This window comes from Aeromonas sp. sif2433 (assembly GCF_019218705.1).
GTDB lineage: Bacteria > Pseudomonadota > Gammaproteobacteria > Enterobacterales > Aeromonadaceae > Aeromonas > Aeromonas encheleia.
The window spans coordinates 316802-330464 of the sequence record NZ_JAHUXD010000005.1 but is presented as its reverse complement, the minus strand read 5'-3'; the positions used below and the strand labels follow the sequence as shown (position 1 = coordinate 330464).

Here is a 13663-nt window from a genome sequence, read left to right as displayed (position 1 = left end):
GAGGTGCGCTGGCATCTATACATGAGAAAATACGATTCAAAAGACTCTCAATTCAGAGTTGTGAAGGGGTTCATATAAACCCCATTTGAGCCCATATGGGGGTATCAATGTGACGACGATCGTGTTTTATTGAGAGCTATTCGCATCTGTCATTAGTGATCTTTTTGTCTATAGATCATTCTGTTGTTAGGTGCGCCCCTGCTCGCCCGCAGGGGGGAATCGCCATGGCTGTGGTCTGATGTGAACCCTGTTAAGGTAACGGCAAACAGACAATCAGGATGGATCCATGACCCTATTGCAGTGGCACTCGGCCAGGCTGGCCCTTCGCGGTGACCGTACCCTCTTTATTCCCGATCTCACGCTTGCCCAGGGAGAGTGCTGGGCCTTCGTCGGCAGCAACGGTAGCGGCAAGACGGCGCTGGCCTCGGCCCTGTGCGGCGAGCTGAGCCTGTGCTCGGGGCAGGCCCTGGGCCAGCTGAATGCCGTGCGCCTCTCCTTCGAGTCGCAGCAGCAGCTGGGGGAGCAGGACTGGCAGCGGCGCAACACCGACATGCTGGGGGAAGAAGAGGAGGCGGGGTATAAGGTATCGACCCTGATGTTGGAGGTGGGGGAGGCGCCGCAGGCACAGGCGCTGCTGGCGCGCTTTGGCATAGCGGGGCTGTGGGATCGTCCCTACCGTCATCTCTCGAGCGGTGAGGGACGCAAGCTGCTGCTGGCCCGCGCCCTGCTGGTGAGGCCCGAGCTGCTGGTGCTGGACGAGCCGTTCGATGGCCTGGATCAGGGCTCGCGCCTCGAGCTGATGGCGCTGCTGGCTGATCTGGTGACACAGGGGCTGCGCCTGGTGATCATCGTCAATCGATTCGACGAGATCCCCCCCTTCGCCAGCCACCTCGGCCTGCTCGGGGAGCTGTGTCTGCTGCTGGCGGGACAGCGCGACGCCGTGCTGGGGAGCCCGGAGGTGGCCCAGCTGGCGCGGGTCGAGGGGCAGAGTCCGCGGCTGCCGCCGCCGCTCACGGCGCCCACCCCCTTGCCCGCCGGCCCCCGGGTGCAGATGCGCAACCTGCGGGTCGCCTATGGCGAGCAGCTGGTGATCGACGGGCTCGACTGGACCATTGGGGAGGGGGAGCACTGGCAGCTGGTTGGCCCGAACGGTGCCGGCAAGTCGACCCTGCTCGCCCTCATCACCGGCGATCATCCGCAAGGCTACAGCAACGATCTCGTGCTGTTCGGGGTACGCCGTGGCAGCGGCGAGAGCATCTGGGAGATCAAGCGTCACATCGGTCTGGTCAGCCCGGCGCTGCACCTTGACTACAGAGTCAATGGCTCTGTGCTGACGGTGATCCTGTCCGGGTTTTATGACTCCATCGGCCTCTACAGCCGCCCCGGCGATCGCCAGCTGGCGCTGGCCAACCAGTGGCTGGCCCTGCTCGGGCTCGCCTCTCAGGGGGCCTTGCCATTTCACTCCCTCTCCTTCGGCCAGCAACGGCTGGTGCTGATCGCCAGGGCGCTGGTCAAGCATCCACCGCTGCTGATCCTGGACGAACCGCTGCAGGGGCTGGATCCCCTCAACCGCCACCTGGTGCGGGAGATGGTGGTGCGCCTCATAGGCCAAGGCACCCAGCTGCTGTTCGTCTCCCACCACCCCGAGGATGCGCCCCCCGGCCTGACCCACCGGCTGAGCTTCGTGCCCGATGGCGCCGGTGGTTATCGCTATCTGCAGGAGACTCTGGGGGAGGGTGAGTCATTGTGATTGGCCCGGGCCTCGGTGCTCTTTATTATTGGGACGGCGTTGGCCACCCCTCGGGAAGGAGTGGGGGGTAGCCCAGGAGCAGCCACCAGAGTGCGTAAAAGAGCATGGCACCCATCCAGAGCCAACCCAGATAGAGACGGGTTGCCGCCATGCCGATCATGGTCACTGCAAGTGCGACTTGGAAAGTGACCAGACCAAACATAAAGGGCGCCATGTTATCCATCATGGCGCTTATCTCACCAGGGCCAGGATCTGGCGAAATGCCGGATGGCGGCAATCCCCCAGCAGCTCATAGAGGCACATCTCCACCGAGCTGAGCCGTGCCCCCAATGCCACCAATTGATCGACGGCCACCGTCTTGTTGGCGGCGGTGCGCGATGACACCGCATCCACCACCAATGACACCTGGGCGCCCCCGTCCAGCAGCCCCTGCACCGTCTGATAGACACAGATATGGGCCTCGATGCCGCATACCAGCCAGTGGCTGACACCGCTCTGCCGGATCGCCGCCGCCACCTGCGGCTCCCCCAGGGCGCCGAAGCTGAACTTGGGCAGCACCTTTGCCCCGGCTTGCAGCGGCTGCAGCTCGGGCACCGTGGCCCCGAGCTTGTCCGGATTTTGCTCCAGCCAGATCACCGGCAAGCCCAGCGCCCGGGCGCCTTGCACCAGCCGGGCAGTATTGGCGATGAGGGGCTCGCTCTCCTCGACGAGGCGGGCCAGCTTGCCCTGAATATCGACGACCAGCAGGCCTGTGGTGGAGGTGATCAACATGGTGACTCCTTAGCAAGGGATCGCGTGCTAGGCGGCCCGCGAACGGCATGGGGAGCGGCGAGCAGGCTCGGCGCGATACCCCTTTTTATATAGAGAGAAACAAATTGTTACCAGAGCGCCAGTGACGCACCGGGCGGACGGCGCTAGAGTCGGGCCATGAAAAAGCACCTGACAGTGCTAAGACCAGTGTCGCCAAACTTGGCAACGAGTCCGGCCGAACGAGTGGGAAGATCTTGTTATTAAAGCAGTTCCAGCCCTTGTTCAAGAGTGCGCCGCGATTAACTTAACGATGGGAATCACCATGAAGAAAATCATTCTGCTTATGTCCGTCGCTGGTCTGATGGCCGGTTGTTCCAGCCCTGCCCAGCGCATGGCGGATTGCCAGGCGCAGGGGATCAGCAAGGATACCTGCTACCTGGCAGAGCAAAATCGCCAGACTGTCATCCTCGGCGCCGCCGAGAAGCAGGCGATGGAGAACGCCAGCAAGGCGGTCAAGTAAGGCGTTGTCGGTTTAATCCGTCGGTGTATTCCCAAAGCCCTGGTGTCGATGACGCCGGGGCTTTTTGCTATGGAGGGCATGGCGCCCGCACGGTCGGACTGTGCTACTCGTCGCCCAGACGGAAGGGTACCAAATGACCATCCTATGCCGGATGAGGCCGGGATGGCGAGATCCTGCTCATCATTATTGTGTGGCTTATCAAAGATTTTCGCGCGAGGAGCGGTGACGGGCCGCGCCTCGGCATCGGCACTGGTGCTCGCCATCTTTGCGCAAGCTCAGCCGATTTTGTCGCTTGGCGAAGGGCGGTGGCTCTGTTATGGTGAGCTTAATTAGCCATTTGGATGGCTAGATGGTTGTGGTGGTTCTGCTCGCAGGGCAGGAGTCGCAACCCGGCCACCGTTTCGACGATCATTTTGACAAGGAGTCCCCATGCAGCGCCGTTCCCTCTTCAAGCTCTCCGCCCTCGCTCTGCTCGCCAGCAGCCTGCCATTGTCAGCCTTTGCCATTGATGAGGCGAAGAAAGAGATAGTGATCGGCACCACAGTGGGGGATTTTGCCGACATGGTGACCGACTCCATCAAGCCGCAGCTGGAGGCCAAGGGCTACCAGGTGAAGCTGGTGGAGTTCACCGACTATGTGACCCCCAATATCGCCCTGGCCGATGGCTCGCTCGATGTGAACTGCTTCCAGCACAAGCCCTATCTGGAGAGTTTCGCCAAGGATAGAGGGCTGTCGCTGGCCCCCATCACCCAGGTGCCGACCGGCCCCATGGGACTCTATTCGGGCAAGCTGAGCGATCTGAAGGCGCTGAAAGAGGGGAGCACGGTGGCCATCCCCAATGATCCCACCAACCAGGCGCGGGCGCTGCTGATGCTGCAGGATCTGGGCTGGCTGACCCTGAAGGAGGGCATCAACCCGCTCAAGGCGAGCGAGTTCGATGTGGTGAAGAATCCGCACGACATCAAGCTGGTGCTGCTGGAGGCGGCGCAACTGCCGCGCTCAAGGGAGGATGTGGACTTCTCGGTCATCAATGGCAACTTCGCCGCCTCCAGCGGCATCCCGTTCAGCGAGGGGCTCTTCCTCGAGCGCAGCTACGACTTCATCAACTGGGTGGTGGTGAAGAGCGCCGATGCCGACAAGCCGTTCGCCAAGGATGTGATTGCCGCCTACAACTCCCCCGAGTTCAAGGCCTATGCCGCCAAGCGCTTCGCTGGCTACAAGTACCCGCAGGGCTGGCAGGGGCAGAGCAAGGGCTGAGTCACCTCATCATGAGCCGAAAAACGGGCACCAAGGTGCCCGTTTTTATTGGCTTGTCGCGTCCTGGTGCCGGATCAGTAGTGGTGCAGCCACCCGCAGACGGTGCGGAAAACAGCACGATCAGGCTGCTGAGCAGGGCATGCGCCGCGCCCTGGTGCAGTATCTGGAGAGGAAGCTGTAGTGGTGCAGCCACCCGCAGACGGTGCGGCAAACAGCGCGATCAGGCTGCCGAGCAGAGTGCTCGTCAACCCATGCAGGGTGAGGTCTGTGACAGGGCATGCGCCGCGTATCTTGCTGACAAGTCAGTAGCGGTGCAGCCACCAGCGGGCGGCGAACAGGGCGGTCAGACTGCCGAGCAGGGCGCTCGCCAGCACATCCAGCGGCCAGTGCATGCCGAGCAGGGTGCGTGACAGGGCGATGCCGATGGCCCACAGCGGCAGCAGCCAGACGCCGCGGGGGGCGCGGGCCAGCCAGATCAGGCCGAAGAACTGGGCGAGGCTCATGGCGGCGATGCTGTGGCCGGAGGGGAAGGCGTAGTTCACCTCCGCCTGCCAGTGGTTGCCGAGCCACTGGGGCAGCGCCAGCAACTGGCTGGCCGCATGCACCTGCTCGCTGCGTTCTGCCACGCCGGCGGCGTAGAACTGCGGGATGGCGGGGATCAGATTCTGGCTCTCCAGCCAGAGCAGATAGGGACGCGGCTCCTGGGTCAGCTGCTTGATGAGGCTCTTGATGGCCCAGTCCCCCGCCAGCACGGCCAACAGGGCGCCACCGAGGGCCAGCAGGGCGGGAGGCTTAAGCGTCAGCTTGTGTCGGGTCAGCAGCAACAGGGCGGCGATGGTGACGGCGAGGCCGGGCAAGTCCACCATGCGGGTGAGGGCGTAGGGCCCCCACAACCAGCCCGATTGCAGGGCGCTCGTCAGGAAGGGTTGCCAGGGCAGGCAGGTCAGCAGCAGCAACGGCAGGATCAGGGCGGCGCTGAAACCCAGCACCTGGCGGCGCGGCAAGGAAGAGGCATGAATCGACATAACAGGGCTGGTCACGGGGCGGTTCGGTGGCGGTGATGGAGGAGGCGCCATTGTGCCAGCCCAGGCTCGCCGGTCAAGCCGCGGGGCCGGGGGGCAACAGCTTGTTACATATCCGCCCCTGGGCTCGATAGGCATAGGGCTCTATTGCCTGGGCATGGAGGGCGGCCACGAGCCGTGGCGGCTGGAAACGCCCGTCGTCTGGGCTAGGAGGGGGGGCGCCGGTGGCAACTACCGGCCCGAGAAGATGCCTCTGAAAACTTGCGCCATATGGGCTAGAATGGCGCGCCTGTGGCCGGTTGCGCGCATTCAGTTACCAAGAAGAGAGCCCGATGAAGATCGTCGTTGATGAAAACATGCCCCACGCCTGCGAGTTGTTTGCCGAGTTTGGCGAGGTGGTACCCCTGCCGGGGCGGCAGATAGCGGCGGCGGATCTGCAGGATGCCGAGGTGCTGCTGGTGCGCTCGGTGACCCGGGTCGATGCCAGACTGCTCGCCAACTGTCCGCGTCTGGCCTTCGTGGGCACCGCCACCATAGGCACGGATCACATCGACAAGGCGCTCTTGGCCGAGCGGGGCATCCCCTTCTTCAGCGCCCCCGGTTGTAACAAATATTCGGTGGGGGACTATGTGCTCTCCGCCCTGCTGGTGCTGGCGGAGCGCCACGAGCTCAACCTGAGCGAGATGAGCCTCGCCGTCATCGGCGCCGGCAACACCGGCGAATGTGTGGCGGGCAAGGCCGAGGCGCTCGGCATGCGGGTGCTGCGCTGCGATCCGCCGCGGGCCCGCCGCGAGGCGAATGCCATCACGAGTGCAAACAAGGGTGCCGAGGGGGCCGCGGGCTTCGTCGATTACCAGACGGCGCTCTCGGCCGATATCGTCAGCTTCCACGTGCCCCTCACCCGCGAAGGCGTCGATACCACCTTCCATCTGCTGGGGGAGCGCGAGATAGCGGCAAGGCCACAGGGGCAGTTCCTCATCAATGCCTCCCGTGGCGAGGTGTGGGACAACCAGGCCCTGCTCGCCCGCCAGTTGGGTGGCGAGCCATTGCGGCTGGTGATGGACGTGTGGGAAGGGGAGCCGGAACCCCTGCGCGCCCTGGTGCCCCATACCGAGCTGGCGACCCCGCACATCGCCGGCTACAGCCTGGAGGGCAAGGCGCGTGGCACCTGGATGCTCTATCAGGCGCTCTGCCAGCAGCAGGGGCGCGCCCCGCGCCAGGATCTGCAAGCGCTCTTGCCAGCCCCCGAGGTGCGCGAGCTGACGCCGGGCCAGGCCACGGATCAGGCGTTGATAAAGCAGCTGGTCCACCTTATCTATGATGTGCGCCGGGACGATGCCCGTTTTCGCAATCGCATCGATCTGCCAGGCAGTTTCGACGAGCAGCGCAAGCACTACCCGGAGCGGCGGGAGCTCTCCTCCTTGCAGGTCAGTGGCCCCTTCGCCAGCGATATGCTGGCCCGACTGGGCTTTGTCATCCGCCCGATCTGAATCGGGTTCAATATCAACGAGGGGGCGGACTCAGGTCCGCCCCCTGTGTGGTTTGGCACCGCCAAACCCGCTATCAGGCAGGTTCGCCTGCCAGCGGTGATGCCCTAGGGCGTCATCGGCATCCATAAAGGAGAGAACATCAGTGAGTCAGCAATTCAACGTAGCGGTATTGGGCGCGAGCGGCGCCGTGGGTCAGGCCATGATCGAGATCCTGGAGGAGCGTGCCTTCCCGGTCGCCACCCTCTATCCGCTGGCCTCCAGCCGCAGCGCCGGTGATACCGTGCGCTTTGGTGGCAAGAACCGCGAGATCCTGGACGTGGAGGAGTTTGACTGGAGCCAGGTGCAGATCGCGCTCTTCTCCGCCGGGGCCGAGATCTCTGCCAAGTGGGCACCGATCGCCGCCGAGCATGGCTGCATCGTCATCGACAACACCTCCTGCTTCCGTTACGACGAAGACATCCCCCTGGTGATCCCGGAAGTGAACCCGGACGCGCTGGCGGATTTTCGCAACCGCAACATCATCGCCAACCCGAACTGCTCCACCATCCAGATGCTGGTGGCGCTCAAGCCCCTGCACGACGAGGTGGGCATCGCCCGCATCAACGTGGCGACCTACCAGTCCGTCTCCGGCTCCGGCAAGGAAGGGGTGAGCGAGCTGGCCGGCCAGACCGCGCACCTGCTCAATGGCCGTCCGGTGGAGCCGACCCTCTACCCGCAGCAGATCGCCTTCAACCTGATCCCGCAGATCGACGCCTTCACCGACAACGGTTACACCCGTGAGGAGATGAAGATGGTGTGGGAAACCCAGAAGATCCTGGGGGATGCCAACATCGCCGTGAACCCGACCTGCGTGCGGGTGCCGGTGTTCTACGGTCACGCCGAGGCGGTCCACGTCGAGCTGCACCAGCCGCTGGACGCGGATCAGGTCAAGGAGCTGCTGCGCAACGCCCCGGGCGTCACCCTGTTCGATGACGACGCCGACTACCCGACCCCGGTGCGCGACGCCACCGGCAAGGACGAGGTGCTGGTCGGCCGGGTGCGCCAGGATATTTCTCACCCGAGCGGTATCAATATGTGGATCGTGGCCGATAACGTTCGTAAGGGCGCGGCGACCAACAGCGTGCAGATCGCCGAACTGCTGGTGCGTGACTACCTCTGAGGCTGACACCGGCCCTGGCGGGAAGGGAACCCCGCCCCTTGACCGGTGCTGGTGGCGGTGCCCGGATGTGACCGGCACCGCACTCTCCGGTTTTAAAAATTTTGCGTGATATCAGTCGATTAAGTTTTTTCCTACACTCTTGCCAGCATTCTGGCAGGAGTGGGGTGCTAAATGTGTCGGATTGCTGGCTTGAGACGCTAGCCTGATTTATATTGAGCCGATTGTTTTGGGGTAACTATCCAGATTTTTCAATGTGATAGGGCCGTCATACGAAGGAACGAATATGGGACATTCCCGCATAACGCTGGCAACGCTACTCGCATTGGGTCTTCTGGGCACGGTTCAGGCCGATGAGTCGGGGAAAGAACCTTTCTTTGTTGAGCTGAAGGGGCCGGATGACGCCGCGCCGCCGCTGGTTCAACCTCAGCCACAGGCCCAGCCGGTGGCACAACCCAGCCTGCCCAAGGCGCAGCCCATAGTGCGTCAGACCGCCAGCACCCAGGCGGGCAGCTATGGTCCGGTCCGTCCCACCGATACCCTGTGGAGCCTGGCGAGCAAGCATCGCCCCTCCAGTCGGCTGAGCGTCTACCAGACCATGGTGGCGATCTACGACAAGAATCCCCGCAGTTTTGCCGATGGCAACATCAACCACATCCTGGTGGGCTCCCGCATTCTGCTGCCGACGGCCGCCGAGGCGAGCCGCATCACCGATGCGCAGGCGCGTCAGCGCTTCAACAGCGACAACGCCAGCTGGAAGGGGCTGAGCCCCAAATACCTGGCCAGCAAGCAGGCCCAGTCCGCCAGCCCGGCTGAGACCAAGGTGACCGCCGTGCCGGCCAAGGCCCCGGTTGCCAAGGCGGCGCCCATCCCGGCGGCAGCGCCCAAGGTGAGCCCGCCGCAAGCCGCCACCGAGGTGGCCGTCGCCAAGGCGGCAACGGCCAGCGCCGCCTTGGCGAGCGCCCCAGCCCCCTTGCCGGCGGATCTGGGTACCCCGGTCGGCAAGCCCTCCACCGAGATGGCGCTGGCGCTGGAAGACGCCAATGCCCAGCTCGGTCAGGTCACCGAGATGAACCACAGGCTCAAGCTGCGCCTGCAGGCACTGACCGAAGAGGTGGAGACCCTCAAGGCCCAATTGCAGGATCAGACCGCGCTGCAAAAAGAGGTGGCCGAGCTCAAGGCCCAGCCGGTGCCGCCGGTGGTGGCCCCTGCGCCCAAGCAGAACTGGCTGATGGAGCTGCTCGCCTCGCCGCTCAACCTCGCCATGATCATACTGCTGCCCGTGCTGCTGGTGCTGGCGCTGGTGACGCTCTGGCTGCGGGCCCGCGCCCGTCGTGAGCTGGAAGAGCAGGAGAAGAGCCTCTCCGAATCGACCTCCATGGTGATGGGTGAAGAGAGCAGCGAGTTCGATCAGCTGATGACGGTCGGCATCGCCGACGACGAGCCGATGCACCCCATGCCGGATCTCAATGGGCCGGACGGTTATGTGGCGGTGGCCGAGCCGAAAGACTCGACCGATGTCATCTTCAGCGATGACGGCGATCTGGCCCTGTCGGCGTTCGACGAAGAACCCGCCGCACTGCATCCCGGCCGGGATCCGGATCTGGTGCCCGAGCTCGATCTGGCCCACGAGGACGCCTTCGAGCTGCCCTCCGAGCCGGATCTCGACCTGGCAGGGGAGTTCAACCCCTCCGCCCGCTCCCGCGACGAGATCATGAGCGAGGAGGAGCTGCAGGCGGCGCTGTTTGCCGAGCTGGATGCCGATCTGGCGCGGGATCACGATCAGCAGGTGACTCGCTCCCGCCGCGACGAGGAGCTCGCCGACTTCGACCTGAGCGATTTCGAATCCGGCTTCGACGAGCCGGCGGCCGATCAGGCGGCGCGCAGCGATGCCAGCGGTTATGGCAAGGACGACATCGACGACATGCTGGCGGAGCTGGGGCTCGAGCCCACCCAGGCCAAGGCGGCAACCGCGGCGCCGGCCTGGGATCCCAACGAGCTGGCGCTTGCCGATTTCGAGGATGCCTTCACCGAGGTGGATTCCCATCCGAGCGATCTGAAGCCGAGGGCGCAGGCGCAGGCGAACGACTATGTCGAGATCGACAAGCTGCTGGCCGAGGCCAATGCCAGCAGTGCCGAGCAGGAACCCTATCAGGGCTTCTCCCTGGACGTGGGGCTGGATGGCTTCCCCGAGGTGTTGCCCCAGTCCACCGGTTTCGATGTGGATGCCGACGATGGCGGGGTGGGGGCCAAGCTGGATCTGGCCCGTGCCTACCTCGAGATCGACGACAAGGAGAGCGCCCGCGAGCTGCTGAGCGAGGCGGCGGCGCAGGGTAGCGAACACCAGCGTGCCGAGGCCGAGAAGCTGCTCAGACGGTTGGGGTAACGCCAAGCCTATCCCGATGATGACAAGGGCAGCCCGCGGGCTGCCCTTGCTGTTGATGGCTCTCGCCATGCCGGCCGAGCTGTGGTTTGGGACTTTTGGCCCTTAGCGCGTATAATCCGCCCCGTTTCTTTCATCGTTTCCTTATAAGACAAAAGTTATCCATGCGAATTGCCCTAGGTATTGAATATGACGGCAGCCGGTATTTCGGTTGGCAGCGTCAGCGCGAAGTGATCAGCGTGCAGGCCGAGCTGGAAAAGGCCATCAGCCGCATCGCCAACCATCCGGTGGCCATCCAGTGCGCCGGTCGCACCGATGCCGGAGTGCATGCCACCGGCCAGGTGATCCACTTCGATACCCACGCGGTGCGCGCGGAGTCCGCCTGGACCCTGGGCCTCAACTCCAACCTGCCGCCGGACATCGCCGTGCGCTGGGTCAAGGAGGTGGGAGAGGAGTTCCACGCCCGCTTCAGCGCCACCGCCCGTCGCTACCGTTATGTCATCTACAACCACAACTATCGCCCCGCCATCCTCGGCAGCGGCGTCAGTCACTACCACGAGACCATAGACGCGGCGCTGATGCACCAGGCGGGTCAGAGCCTGCTGGGGGAGCACGATTTCAGTACCTTCAGGGCCATCGCCTGCCAGTCCAACACCCCCTGGCGCAACGTGACCCACCTCTGCGTCAGCCGGGAGGGGCCCTATATAGTGCTGGATATCCGCGCCAACGCCTTCTTGCACCACATGGTGCGCAACATCACCGGCTCCCTGCTGCTGGTGGGGCAGGGGCTCAAACCGGTGGAATGGATCGCCGAGGTGCTGGCCGCCAGGGATCGCAATCTGGCCGGCCCGACCGCCAAGGCGGGGGGCCTCTATCTGGTGGACGTGGATTACCCGGCGGAGTTTGCCCTGCCGCAGTTGCCGCTCGGCCCGCTCTGGCTGCCTGACTCGGCACCGGGTACGACCAGTTTTTAGTAACTGGGCCCGAAAATTTGTGGTTTAATGACCCGTTATTTATTGCCATCGAGCCGTTAAGTCATTGAACAATCTAGGCCCGATGCGTTTTGTCAGGCACAAAAGCATTAAGGAATTCCATGAGCTGGCTTGAGAAGATCCTTCCCAAGAGCAAGATCACTACACCGCGTCGTCACAACATCCCGGAAGGGGTCTGGACCAAGTGCAGTGCTTGCGAACAGGTGCTCTACCGGGCAGAACTGGAGCGCAACCTCGAAGTGTGCCCCAAGTGTGATCATCATATGCGGATCAGCGCCCGCGCCCGCCTCGAGAGCTTCCTCGACGAGCCGGGCCGCACCGAGATCGGTGCCGAGCTGGAACCGCAAGATATCTTGAAATTCAAGGATTCCAAGCGCTACAAGGATCGTTTGTCTGCCGCTCAGAAAGAGACGGGAGAGAAAGATGCGCTGGTGGTGTTGAAGGGGACCCTCAAGGGGGTGCCGGTCGTCGCCTGTTCATTCGAGTTCTCCTTCATCGGGGGCTCCATGTCCTCCGTGGTCGGTGCCCGCTTCGTGCGCGCCGTCGAGGAGTGCATGAAGGAAGGCCGCGGCCTGGTCTGCTTCTCCACCTCCGGTGGGGCGCGGATGCAGGAGGCGCTGTTCTCCCTGATGCAGATGGCCAAGACCAGTGCGGCGCTGGATCGCCTCACCAAGGCGGGTCTGCCCTTCATCTCGGTGCTGACCGACCCCACCATGGGTGGCGTCTCCGCCAGCCTGGCCATGCTGGGTGACATCAACGTGGGCGAGCCCAAGGCGCTGATCGGCTTTGCCGGCCCGCGCGTCATCGAGCAGACGGTGCGCGAGAAGTTGCCGGAAGGCTTCCAGCGCTCCGAGTTCCTGCTGGAGAAGGGCGCCATCGATCTCATCATCGATCGCCGCGAGATGCGCAATCGCCTGGCCAGCCTGCTGGCCAAGCTGATGAACCAGCAAGTCATCGAAGACTGAACATGAGTTCGCACATGCAACAATCCCAAAGCCGGTCGCTGGTCGACTGGCTTTCTTATTTGGAGCAGATCCACCCGGTCAACATCGACATGGGGCTGGACAGGGTCGGGGCCGTCGCCCGTCGCATGGGTCTCACCCGGTTGCCGTTCAAGGTGATCACGGTGGCGGGTACCAACGGCAAGGGTTCCTCCTGCGCCATGGCCGCCAGCATACTGATGGCCGCCGGCTACCGGGTCGGGGTCTACTCCTCGCCCCATCTGCTGCGTTTCACCGAGCGAGTGCGCATCGACGGCGCCGAGCTGGCCGATAGCGAGCACTGCGCCGCCTTCGCCGCGGTGGAAGCCGCCCGCGCCGAGATAGCGCTCACCTTCTTCGAGTTCGCGACCCTCGCCGGGCTCTGGCTGTTCTGCCGCGCCGCGCCGGACGTGTTGCTGCTGGAAGTGGGGCTGGGGGGACGGCTCGATGCCACCAATGTGGTGGAATCCGATGTCGCCCTGATCACCTCCATCGCGCTGGATCACTGCGACTGGCTCGGGGATACCCGCGAGGCGGTGGCGGTGGAGAAGGCCGGCGTCTATCGGGCCGGCAAGCCTGCCATCAGCGGCGAGCCCAACCCGCCTGCCACCATCGCCAGCGAGGCACAGCGTCTCGGCGCCTGCCTGCGTCAGGTCGGGGTGGATTTCTTTTATAAAGAGCATGCCACCGAGCATGACGAGCGCTGGGATTATCACGGCCTGCAACACTGGCTCGATCTCCCCAAGCCCGCGCTGCCGCTGATGAACGCGGTGACAGTGCTGGCGGCGCTGGAGTCCCTCGGGCTGCCATTGCCGGAGACGGCCATCCGGCAGGGGCTGGCAGAGGCCCGGCTGGCGGGCCGAATGCAGCGACTGCAGACCAGCCCGCTGGTGATCGTCGATGTGGCCCACAATCCCCACTCGGCGGCCTACCTCGCCAGCCAGCTGCGGCAGATCCCCTGTCAGGGGCGGCGCCGCGCCGTGGTCGGCATGCTCAAGGACAAGGACATGACGGGGTCGCTGGCCGAGCTCAAGGGCCTCGTCGACGAGTGGTTCCTGGCCAGCCTCGACGGCTCCCGCGCCGCCTCGGCGGCCCAGCTGGCGACGGCGCTCGGGGAGCAGGGCCCGGCGGCGACCTTCGAATCGGTCAGCACGGCCTATAACGCCGCACTGGCTGCCTCGGAGCCGGAGGACATGGTCATCGTGTTCGGCTCGTTTTACACTGTCGCAGCCGTGCTGGCAGAGTCGACGGCTCAGGCCTAGGCCGGCAGGAATCGGTCAGACCAGGGTTGCACCGCTGGGGCTTGCCAGCCCGACTCCTGGTCTGGCCGTATCGAGTCCTGCTGATATGGTCATTGTGTGTT

General features: G+C 64.1%; 11 protein-coding genes. 9 read left to right on the top strand and 2 right to left on the bottom strand.

Annotation, left to right across the window (positions count from 1 at the left end; translation table 11 throughout):
* The first annotated feature begins 286 nt into the window (after nt 1-286).
* Nucleotides 287-1750 carry a molybdate ABC transporter ATP-binding protein ModF gene (modF, locus tag KW825_RS10420; protein ID WP_218329157.1) on the top strand — a complete coding sequence of 488 codons (1464 nt, stop codon included), beginning with the start codon at nt 287-289 and terminating at the stop codon, nt 1748-1750.
* 231 nt (nt 1751-1981) lie between these two features.
* Here modF and KW825_RS10415 read toward each other — a convergent pair whose 3' ends face one another.
* On the bottom strand, nt 1982-2521 hold the full coding sequence (locus KW825_RS10415; RefSeq protein ID WP_218329156.1) for an isochorismatase family protein: 540 nt from the start codon (nt 2519-2521) through the stop codon (nt 1982-1984).
* A gap of 301 nt (nt 2522-2822) precedes the next feature.
* Here KW825_RS10415 and KW825_RS10410 point away from each other — a divergent pair, with 301 nt between their 5' ends.
* Complete coding sequence (locus tag KW825_RS10410) at nt 2823-3020, top strand: hypothetical protein (protein WP_218329155.1); 198 nt, start codon at nt 2823-2825, stop codon at nt 3018-3020.
* A gap of 429 nt (nt 3021-3449) precedes the next feature.
* Nucleotides 3450-4277, top strand: a complete 828-nt coding sequence (locus KW825_RS10405; protein ID WP_042652498.1) for a MetQ/NlpA family ABC transporter substrate-binding protein — start codon at nt 3450-3452, stop codon at nt 4275-4277.
* A gap of 302 nt (nt 4278-4579) precedes the next feature.
* Here the strand turns inward: KW825_RS10405 and KW825_RS10400 are convergent, their stop codons facing one another.
* Entirely contained in the window at nt 4580-5302 is a 723-nt protein-coding gene (locus KW825_RS10400) for a phosphatase PAP2 family protein (protein WP_218329154.1), read from the bottom strand.
* A gap of 329 nt (nt 5303-5631) precedes the next feature.
* Here KW825_RS10400 and KW825_RS10395 point away from each other — a divergent pair, with 329 nt between their 5' ends.
* The 6 genes from KW825_RS10395 to folC all read left to right on the top strand — a co-directional run bounded on the left by KW825_RS10395 (nt 5632) and on the right by folC (nt 13562).
* Complete coding sequence (locus tag KW825_RS10395; RefSeq protein WP_218329153.1) at nt 5632-6789, top strand: 4-phosphoerythronate dehydrogenase; 1158 nt, start codon at nt 5632-5634, stop codon at nt 6787-6789.
* 142 nt (nt 6790-6931) lie between these two features.
* A complete protein-coding gene (locus KW825_RS10390) occupies nt 6932-7948 on the top strand; it encodes an aspartate-semialdehyde dehydrogenase (protein WP_218329152.1) in 1017 nt (338 codons plus the stop codon).
* Between the two features lie 283 nt (nt 7949-8231).
* Nucleotides 8232-10331, top strand: coding sequence for a FimV/HubP family polar landmark protein (locus KW825_RS10385; protein WP_218329151.1), 2100 nt, complete (start codon nt 8232-8234; stop codon nt 10329-10331).
* Between the two features lie 161 nt (nt 10332-10492).
* Nucleotides 10493-11302 carry a tRNA pseudouridine(38-40) synthase TruA gene (truA, locus tag KW825_RS10380; protein WP_042652493.1) on the top strand — a complete coding sequence of 270 codons (810 nt, stop codon included), beginning with the start codon at nt 10493-10495 and terminating at the stop codon, nt 11300-11302.
* A gap of 119 nt (nt 11303-11421) precedes the next feature.
* A complete protein-coding gene (gene accD, locus KW825_RS10375) occupies nt 11422-12285 on the top strand; it encodes an acetyl-CoA carboxylase, carboxyltransferase subunit beta (RefSeq protein ID WP_042652492.1) in 864 nt (287 codons plus the stop codon).
* A gap of 2 nt (nt 12286-12287) precedes the next feature.
* A complete protein-coding gene (folC, locus tag KW825_RS10370; protein WP_218329150.1) occupies nt 12288-13562 on the top strand; it encodes a bifunctional tetrahydrofolate synthase/dihydrofolate synthase in 1275 nt (424 codons plus the stop codon).
* The last annotated feature ends 101 nt before the right edge of the window (nt 13563-13663 follow it).

Coding starts and splice junctions, on each gene's coding strand:
- KW825_RS10385 (WP_218329151.1), top strand. CDS start 8,232: ATGGGACATTCCCGCATAACGCTGGCAACGCTACTCGCATTGGGTCTT.
- KW825_RS10395 (WP_218329153.1), top strand. CDS start 5,632: ATGAAGATCGTCGTTGATGAAAACATGCCCCACGCCTGCGAGTTGTTT.
- truA (WP_042652493.1), top strand. CDS start 10,493: ATGCGAATTGCCCTAGGTATTGAATATGACGGCAGCCGGTATTTCGGT.
- KW825_RS10400 (WP_218329154.1), bottom strand. CDS start 5,302: ATGTCGATTCATGCCTCTTCCTTGCCGCGCCGCCAGGTGCTGGGTTTC.
- KW825_RS10405 (WP_042652498.1), top strand. CDS start 3,450: ATGCAGCGCCGTTCCCTCTTCAAGCTCTCCGCCCTCGCTCTGCTCGCC.
- accD (WP_042652492.1), top strand. CDS start 11,422: ATGAGCTGGCTTGAGAAGATCCTTCCCAAGAGCAAGATCACTACACCG.
- KW825_RS10415 (WP_218329156.1), bottom strand. CDS start 2,521: ATGTTGATCACCTCCACCACAGGCCTGCTGGTCGTCGATATTCAGGGC.
- KW825_RS10410 (WP_218329155.1), top strand. CDS start 2,823: ATGAAGAAAATCATTCTGCTTATGTCCGTCGCTGGTCTGATGGCCGGT.
- modF (WP_218329157.1), top strand. CDS start 287: ATGACCCTATTGCAGTGGCACTCGGCCAGGCTGGCCCTTCGCGGTGAC.
- folC (WP_218329150.1), top strand. CDS start 12,288: ATGAGTTCGCACATGCAACAATCCCAAAGCCGGTCGCTGGTCGACTGG.